Origin of the sequence: Pseudomonas sp. P7758 (assembly GCF_013386485.1) — a bacterium.
In the GTDB taxonomy this organism is placed as follows: Bacteria; Pseudomonadota; Gammaproteobacteria; order Pseudomonadales; family Pseudomonadaceae; genus Aquipseudomonas.
This window is the reverse complement of sequence record NZ_JACARS010000231.1, coordinates 1-7,931: the sequence shown is the minus strand read 5'-3', so window position 1 is coordinate 7,931 and position 7,931 is coordinate 1. Positions and strand designations below refer to the sequence as shown.

Below are 7,931 nucleotides of genomic sequence, written 5' to 3'. Positions count from 1 at the left end.
CCCCCATATGAGTTCCATCAGGGCATTTTCGCCCCGCAGCGTGGAGACTCTCCCCTTGACCACCATCGTTTCAGTTCGCCGCCACGGCAAAGTCGTCATGGGCGGCGACGGCCAGGTTTCACTTGGCAATACCGTGATGAAAGGCAACGCGAAAAAAGTCCGTCGCCTGTACCACGGCCAGGTCCTCGCCGGTTTCGCCGGCGCCACCGCTGACGCCTTTACCCTGTTCGAGCGCTTTGAAGGCCAACTTGAGAAGCACCAGGGCCACCTGGTCCGTGCCGCCGTCGAACTCGCCAAAGAATGGCGCACCGACCGCTCCCTCAGCCGCCTGGAAGCCATGCTGGCCGTCGCCAACAAAGACGCCTCCCTGATCATCACCGGCAACGGCGACGTGGTTGAACCCGAAGAAGGCCTGATCGCCATGGGCTCCGGCGGCGGCTACGCACAAGCGGCGGCCAGCGCCCTGCTGAAGAAAACCGACCTGTCGGCCCGGGAAATCGTCGAGACTGCCCTGGGTATCGCTGGCGACATCTGTGTCTTCACCAACCACAACCTGACCATTGAGGAGCAGGACCTCGCCGAATAAGCCGCAGGCTTATTCCCGCTTGAGGACCGCCAATTACTATGTCCATGACTCCCCGCGAAATCGTCCATGAACTCAATCGCCATATCATCGGCCAGGACGATGCCAAGCGCGCCGTTGCCATCGCCCTGCGTAACCGCTGGCGCCGGATGCAACTGCCCGAAGAATTGCGCGTTGAAGTAACCCCCAAGAACATCCTGATGATCGGCCCGACCGGTGTCGGTAAAACCGAGATCGCCCGGCGCCTGGCCAAGCTGGCCAATGCTCCATTCATCAAGGTCGAAGCCACCAAGTTCACCGAAGTGGGCTATGTGGGCCGTGACGTCGAATCGATCATTCGTGACCTGGCCGACGCTGCCCTGAAGCTGCTGCGCGAACAGGAAATGACCAAGGTCAGCCATCGCGCCGAAGACGCCGCCGAAGAACGCATCCTCGACGCCCTGCTGCCACCGGCACGCATGGGCTTCAACGAAGACGCCGCACCGAGCTCGGATTCCAACACCCGCCAGCTGTTCCGCAAGCGCCTGCGTGAAGGCCAGCTGGACGACAAGGAAATCGAGATCGAAGTCGCCGAAGTGTCCGGCGTCGACATCTCCGCACCGCCTGGCATGGAAGAAATGACCAGCCAGTTGCAGAACCTGTTCGCCAACATGGGCAAGGGCAAGAAGAAAAGCCGCAAGCTCAAGGTGAAGGAAGCGCTGAAACTGGTGCGCGACGAAGAGGCCGGGCGCCTGGTCAATGAGGAAGAACTCAAGGCCAAGGCCCTGGAAGCGGTCGAGCAGCACGGCATCGTGTTTATCGACGAGATCGACAAGGTGGCCAAGCGCGGCAATTCCGGCGGCGTCGACGTGTCCCGCGAAGGCGTGCAGCGCGACCTGCTTCCGCTGATCGAAGGTTGCACCGTCAACACCAAGCTGGGCATGGTCAAGACCGACCACATCCTGTTTATCGCGTCCGGTGCCTTCCACCTGAGCAAGCCAAGCGACCTGGTGCCGGAGCTGCAAGGCCGCCTGCCGATTCGCGTTGAACTGAAAGCGCTGACGCCGGGCGATTTCGAACGCATCCTCAGCGAGCCGCATGCGTCGCTGACCGAGCAATACCGCGAGCTGCTGAAAACCGAAGGCCTGGGGATTGAGTTCCTGCCGGACGGTATCAAGCGTCTGGCGGAGATTGCCTGGCAGGTCAACGAGAAGACCGAGAACATCGGTGCCCGTCGCTTGCACACCCTGCTTGAGCGCCTGCTGGAGGAAGTGTCCTTCAGTGCCGGCGACATGGCGGGCGCGCAGAATGGCGAAGCAATCAAGATCGACGCCGACTACGTCAACAGCCACCTGGGCGAATTGGCGCAGAACGAAGATCTGTCTCGTTATATCCTGTAAGCCTTACGCAGGAACCGCTCTGCTTTAATGTGGGAGCGGGCTTGCTCGCGAATGCGGTGGGTCAGTTTATGCAACGGTGACTGACCCACCGCATTCGCGAGCAAGCCCGCTCCCACAGTTTAAAGCCGGTTCCTTCAGGATCATCTCTGAGCGGTTCCCCAAATGACCAAACTGCCTACCGCCATCAACCTGCACAAAGCCTCCAGGACCCTGGGTCTCACCTACGGTCCCGACGAGGTGTATCAACTGCCCGCCGAATTCCTTCGCGTGCACTCCCCCTCCGCCGAGGTCCAGGGCCACGGCAAACCGATCCTGCAATTCGGCAAGCTCAATGTCGGCTTGACCAAGATCGAACCCGCCGGCCAATACGCACTGAAATTGACCTTCGACGATGGCCATGACAGCGGATTGTTCACCTGGGACTACCTCTATCAACTGGCCGTGCGTCAGGACGCGCTGTGGACTGACTATCTTGCCGAGCTGAAAGCCGCCGGAAAAACCCGCGACCCGAGCCAGTCGGTCGTGCGGCTGATGCTCTAGCCCAGGCCTCTTGCTCATTAGTGGGCATTTTCTAATTCCATCTGCTTGAATGCCCCTCTGTCGTGGCCAACGATTGGCCCGCTTGCGAAAAAAATTAAACTCGGGTAACCAATGGAACTGGCAAGTTCCCTGCATTTGACGATGCGGTATTAACGGTCACCCGAGCAGTAGTACCAGGCTGTGCTGTGTGGCAAGTAGTGGTACACAGCGGTACCCGGTACTCGTCTGTCGGACAATGGAGCGTCGTAGATGAGTAACAAGAACAACGATGACTTGAAACGCCAGGCCTCGGAAAACACCCTGGGGCTGAACCCGATCATCGCGTTACGGAAAAAGGATTTACTGGCATCCGCTCGGATGGTGCTGACCCAGGCCATCAAACAACCGTTGCACAGCGTCAAGCACGTCGCCCATTTCGGCGTCGAATTGAAGAACGTGGTGTTCGGCAAATCACAGCTGACACCCGAGGCCGACGACCGTCGTTTCAACGACCCGGCGTGGACCCAGAACCCGCTCTACAAACGTTACCTGCAAACCTACCTGGCGTGGCGCAAGGAGCTGCACGACTGGATCGGTGACAGCAACCTGTCGGAACACGACATCAGCCGCGGCCACTTCGTCATCAACCTGATGACCGAGGCCATGGCGCCCACCAACAGCGCAGCCAACCCGGCGGCGGTCAAACGCTTCTTTGAAACCGGCGGCAAGAGCCTGCTGGATGGCCTGTCCAACCTGGCCAAGGACATGGTGCACAACGGCGGCATGCCGAGCCAGGTCAACATGGGCGCCTTTGAAGTGGGCAAGAGCCTGGGCACCACCGAAGGCGCCGTGGTGTTTCGCAACGATGTGCTGGAGCTGATCCAATACCGGCCGATCACCGAGCAGGTGCACGAACGTCCGCTGCTGGTGGTGCCGCCGCAGATCAACAAGTTCTATGTATTCGACCTGAGCCCGGACAAGAGCCTGGCGCGCTTCTGCCTGCGCAATAACCAGCAGACGTTTATCGTCAGTTGGCGCAACCCCACCAAGGCCCAGCGCGAGTGGGGCCTGTCGACCTACATCGAGGCGCTGAAAGAAGCGGTCGATGTGGTGAGCGCGATCACCGGCAGCAAGGACATCAACATGCTCGGCGCCTGCTCCGGCGGCATCACCTGCACCGCCCTGCTGGGCCACTACGCGGCGCTGGGCGAGAAGAAGGTCAACGCCCTGACCCTGCTGGTGAGCGTGCTGGACACCACCCTGGACACCCAGGTGGCGTTGTTCGTCGACGAACAGACCCTGGAAGCGGCCAAGCGCCATTCCTACCAGGCCGGTGTGCTGGAAGGCCGCGACATGGCCAAGGTGTTTGCCTGGATGCGCCCCAATGACCTGATCTGGAACTACTGGGTCAACAACTACCTGCTGGGCAACGAGCCACCGGTGTTCGACATCCTGTTCTGGAACAACGACACCACCCGCTTGCCGGCCGCGTTCCATGGCGACCTGATCGAACTGTTCAAGAACAATCCCTTGGTGCGCGCCAATGCCCTGGAAGTGTGCGGCACGCCGATCGACCTGAAGCAGGTCACTGCCGATATTTATTCTTTGGCCGGCACCAACGACCACATCACACCGTGGCAGTCCTGCTACAAGTCGGCGCAGCTGTTTGGCGGCAAGGTGGAGTTTGTGCTGTCCAGCAGCGGGCATATCCAGAGCATTCTGAACCCGCCGGGCAATCCCAAGTCGCGTTACCAGACCAGCGATACGATGCCGGGCAAGGCCCTGGACTGGCAGGAGAACGCCACCAAGCACACCGATTCGTGGTGGTTGCATTGGCAGGCGTGGCAGGCGGAGCGGTCGGGCAAGTTGAAGAAGGCGCCTGCGAACCTGGGCAACAAGACTTATGCAGCGGCGGAAGCGGCGCCGGGCACTTATGTACATGAACGATAAAGCACACACACTTTTGTGACTGGAACGGTATCAACTGTGGGAGCGGGCTTGCTCGCGAAGGGGGTGTGTCAGTTGATGCATCTAGAGACGGATTCACCGCCTTCGCGAGCAAGCCCGCTCCCACACTGACCGAGTTCCGACAGGGAATAGCGCGCCACTTTGCAGGGTAAGCCCATGCCGCAACCGTTCATCTTCCGTACCATCGACCTGGATGGCCAAGCTATCCGCACGGCGGTACGCCCGGGCAAGCCTCACTTGACGCCGCTGCTGATTTTCAATGGCATCGGCGCCAACCTTGAGCTGGTGTTTCCGTTCGTCCAGGCCCTGGACCCGGACCTGGAAGTGATTGCCTTTGATGTGCCAGGCGTCGGCGGCTCGTCGACCCCCAGCCGGCCTTATCGCTTTCCCGGCCTGGCCAAACTCACCGCGCGCATGCTCGACTACCTGGACTATGGCCAGGTCAACGCGGTGGGCGTTTCCTGGGGCGGCGCGCTGGCGCAGCAGTTCGCCTATGACTATCCGGAACGCTGCAAGAAGCTGATTCTGGCCGCCACCGCCGCCGGTGCCTTCATGGTGCCGGGCAAGCCGAAAGTCTTGTGGCTGATGGCCAGCCCCCGGCGTTATATCCAACCGTCCCACGTGGTGCGCATTGCACCGATGATCTACGGCGGCTCCTTCCGTCGGGATTCGAAACTGGCCGCCGAACACGCGAGCAAAGTGCGTTCGGCGGGCAAGCTGGGTTACTACTGGCAACTGTTCGCCGGGCTTGGCTGGACCAGCATCCACTGGCTGCACAAGATCAAGCAGCCGACCCTGGTGCTGGCCGGCGACGACGACCCGCTGATCCCGCTGATCAACATGCGCATGCTGGCCTGGCGTATTCCCAACGCCCAATTGCACATCATCGACGACGGCCATCTGTTCCTGATTACCCGGGCCGAGGCTGTGGCGCCGATCATCATGAAGTTTCTCCAGGAGGAACGCCTGAGGGCGGTGATTCACCCGCAACCCGCACTTTAGACGGCGGCGGTCAGGACGACCGCGCCGCGCAACTTGGCCAGAACCGACTATGGTTCTGAATTGGCGTGCTTGTTGATGGCTTGACGAAGGAGTGTTGGCGCATGCGAGAAAGACCCGTATCGAACCCGGTGCCCACACCCGCCGCGTTCATCAATATTGAAAGTGCGATCACCGGCCTGCGCGGCCGGGATTTGCTCTCGACCCTGCGCAGCGTCGCCGCACACGGCTTGCGCAACCCGGTGCACACCGCCCGTCACGCCTTGAAGTTGGGCGGGCAATTGGGCCGCGTGCTGCTCGGGGAAACGGTGCACGAGCCGAACCCGAAGGACAGCCGCTTCGCCGACCCGACCTGGCAGCTCAACCCGTTTTATCGGCGCAGCCTGCAAGCCTACCTGAGCTGGCAAAAACAGACCCGCCACTGGATCGACGACAGCAACCTCAGCGCCGACGACCGGGCGCGGGCGCACTTTGCCTTTGCCCTGCTCAACGATGCGGTGTCGCCATCCAACACCCTGCTCAACCCGCTGGCGATCAAGGAGCTGCTCAACTCCGGCGGCAACAGCGTGGTGCGTGGCGTCAGCAACCTGTTCGACGACCTGCTGCACAACAACGGCTTGCCGCGCCAGGTCACCAAGCAGGCCTTTGAAGTCGGCAAGACGGTGGCCACCACACCCGGTTCGGTGGTGTTTCGCAATGAACTGCTGGAGCTGATCCAGTACAAGCCCATGAGCGAAAAACAGTACGCCAAGCCGCTGCTGGTGGTGCCGCCGCAAATCAACAAGTACTACATTTTCGACCTGAGCCCGAACAACAGCTTCGTCCAGTTCGCCCTGAAAAATGGCCTGCAAGTGTTTATGGTCAGCTGGCGCAACCCGGATGTACGCCACCGCGAATGGGGCTTGTCCACCTACGTTGCGGCTTTGGAAGAAGCGCTGAACGTAACCCGCGCAATCACCGGCGCCCGTGAGGTCAACCTGATGGGCGCCTGCGCCGGTGGCCTGACCATCGCCGCGCTGCAAGGCCATCTGCAGGCCAAGCGCCAGCTGCGCCGCATCTCCAGCGCCAGCTACCTGGTGAGCCTGCTGGACAGCCAGATCGACAGCCCCGCCACCCTGTTCGCCGACGAACAGACGCTGGAAGCCGCCAAGCGCCGCTCCTACCAACAAGGCGTACTCGACGGCCGGGACATGGCCAAGGTATTCGCCTGGATGCGTCCCAACGACCTGATCTGGAACTACTGGATCAACAATTACCTGCTGGGCAAGGAACCGCCGGCCTTCGACATCCTGTACTGGAACAACGACAACACCCGCCTGCCCGCCGCGCTGCATGGCGACTTGCTGGACTTCTTCAAGCACAACCCGCTGAGCCATCCCGGCGGCCTGGAGGTGTGCGGCACGCCCGTCGACTTACAGAAAGTCACGGTGGACAGTTTCAGCGTGGGCGGCATCAACGACCACATCACGCCGTGGGACGCGGTGTACCGCTCCACCCAGCTGCTGGGCGGCGACAAGCGCTTCATTCTGTCCAACAGCGGGCATGTCCAGAGCATCCTCAACCCGCCGGGCAACCCCAAGGCCAACTACGTCGAGAACCTCAAGCTGAGCAGCGACCCGCGCGCCTGGTACTACGACGCCAATCATGTCGAGGGCAGCTGGTGGCCCAACTGGCTGGCGTGGATCCAGCAGCGCTCCGGTGTGCAGCGCGAAACACTGACCGCCCTGGGCAACCAGAATTACCCACCGATGGAAGCGGCGCCGGGCACCTATGTGCGAGTCCGCTGAGCCCCACGACGACTTTAAGAAGACTGGATGAAGACCCGCGACCGTATCCTTGAATGTGCCTTGCAGTTGTTCAACCACAAGGGCGAGCCGAACGTGTCGACCATGGAGGTGGCCAATGAAATGGGGATCAGCCCCGGCAATCTCTATTACCACTTCCATGGCAAGGAACCGTTGGTGCTCGGGCTGTTCGAGCGCTTTCAAAACGAATTGGCGCCGTTGCTCGATCCGCCGGAAGACGCACAACTGGCGGCCGAGGATTACTGGCTGTTCCTGCACCTGATCGTGGAGCGCATGGCGCACTATCGGTTTCTGTTCCAGGACCTGTCGAACCTGGCGGGCCGCTTGCCGAAACTGGCCAAGGGCATCCGCAACCTGCTGACGGCGCTCAAGCGCACGCTGGCCTCGTTGCTGGCCCGCCTCAAGACGGATGGGCAACTGGTCAGTGAAACCCAGGCGCTGGGGCAGTTGGTGGAACAGATCACCATGACCTTGCTGTTTTCCCTGGACTACCAGCGGATTCTCGACCGAGAAGGTGAGGTGCGGGTGGTGGTGTACCAGATCATGATGCTGGTGGCCCCGCATCTGCTGATGCCGGCGAGGCTGGCGACAGAGAGGTTGGCGCTGCGCTACCTGGACGACGCGGACTAAAATGTGGGAGCGGGCTTGCTCGCGAAAGCGGAGTGTCAGTCAATACAT

Annotated in this window: 7 protein-coding genes; all 7 read left to right on the top strand. The window is 61.2% G+C overall.

Annotated features, from left to right (window positions below):
• Positions 1-55: 55 nt before the first annotated feature.
• The 7 genes from hslV (at position 56) to HX873_RS30960 (ending at position 7,883) form a co-directional block, all read left to right on the top strand.
• Entirely contained in the window at positions 56-586 is a 531-nt protein-coding gene (gene hslV, locus HX873_RS30990) for an ATP-dependent protease subunit HslV (RefSeq protein ID WP_003209323.1), read from the top strand.
• Positions 587-624: 38 nt separating this feature from the next.
• Positions 625-1,962: an ATP-dependent protease ATPase subunit HslU gene (hslU, locus tag HX873_RS30985; RefSeq protein WP_008439258.1), complete on the top strand. Its 1,338-nt coding sequence runs from the start codon at positions 625-627 to the stop codon at positions 1,960-1,962.
• A gap of 162 nt (positions 1,963-2,124) precedes the next feature.
• On the top strand, positions 2,125-2,502 hold the full coding sequence (locus tag HX873_RS30980; RefSeq protein WP_177123763.1) for a gamma-butyrobetaine hydroxylase-like domain-containing protein: 378 nt from the start codon (positions 2,125-2,127) through the stop codon (positions 2,500-2,502).
• Positions 2,503-2,751: 249 nt separating this feature from the next.
• The gene (gene phaC, locus HX873_RS30975; protein ID WP_102605853.1) at positions 2,752-4,431 is read left to right on the top strand and encodes a class II poly(R)-hydroxyalkanoic acid synthase; all 1,680 of its coding nucleotides are present in this window, start codon (positions 2,752-2,754) and stop codon (positions 4,429-4,431) included.
• A gap of 174 nt (positions 4,432-4,605) precedes the next feature.
• Positions 4,606-5,451, top strand: coding sequence for a poly(3-hydroxyalkanoate) depolymerase (phaZ, locus tag HX873_RS30970; RefSeq protein WP_003209316.1), 846 nt, complete (start codon positions 4,606-4,608; stop codon positions 5,449-5,451).
• Between the two features lie 101 nt (positions 5,452-5,552).
• Positions 5,553-7,235: a class II poly(R)-hydroxyalkanoic acid synthase gene (gene phaC, locus HX873_RS30965; protein WP_003209314.1), complete on the top strand. Its 1,683-nt coding sequence runs from the start codon at positions 5,553-5,555 to the stop codon at positions 7,233-7,235.
• A gap of 27 nt (positions 7,236-7,262) precedes the next feature.
• Positions 7,263-7,883 (top strand): TetR/AcrR family transcriptional regulator, encoded by a 621-nt coding sequence (locus tag HX873_RS30960; protein ID WP_003209312.1) that lies wholly within the window; start codon positions 7,263-7,265, stop codon positions 7,881-7,883.
• The last annotated feature ends 48 nt before the right edge of the window (positions 7,884-7,931 follow it).

Excerpts from the sequence above, each read along its gene's own strand:
- hslU (WP_008439258.1), top strand. The coding sequence starts at position 625 with ATGTCCATGACTCCCCGCGAAATCGTCCATGAACTCAATCGCCATATC.
- HX873_RS30980 (WP_177123763.1), top strand. The coding sequence starts at position 2,125 with ATGACCAAACTGCCTACCGCCATCAACCTGCACAAAGCCTCCAGGACC.
- phaC (WP_102605853.1), top strand. The coding sequence starts at position 2,752 with ATGAGTAACAAGAACAACGATGACTTGAAACGCCAGGCCTCGGAAAAC.
- phaZ (WP_003209316.1), top strand. The coding sequence starts at position 4,606 with ATGCCGCAACCGTTCATCTTCCGTACCATCGACCTGGATGGCCAAGCT.
- phaC (WP_003209314.1), top strand. The coding sequence starts at position 5,553 with ATGCGAGAAAGACCCGTATCGAACCCGGTGCCCACACCCGCCGCGTTC.
- HX873_RS30960 (WP_003209312.1), top strand. The coding sequence starts at position 7,263 with ATGAAGACCCGCGACCGTATCCTTGAATGTGCCTTGCAGTTGTTCAAC.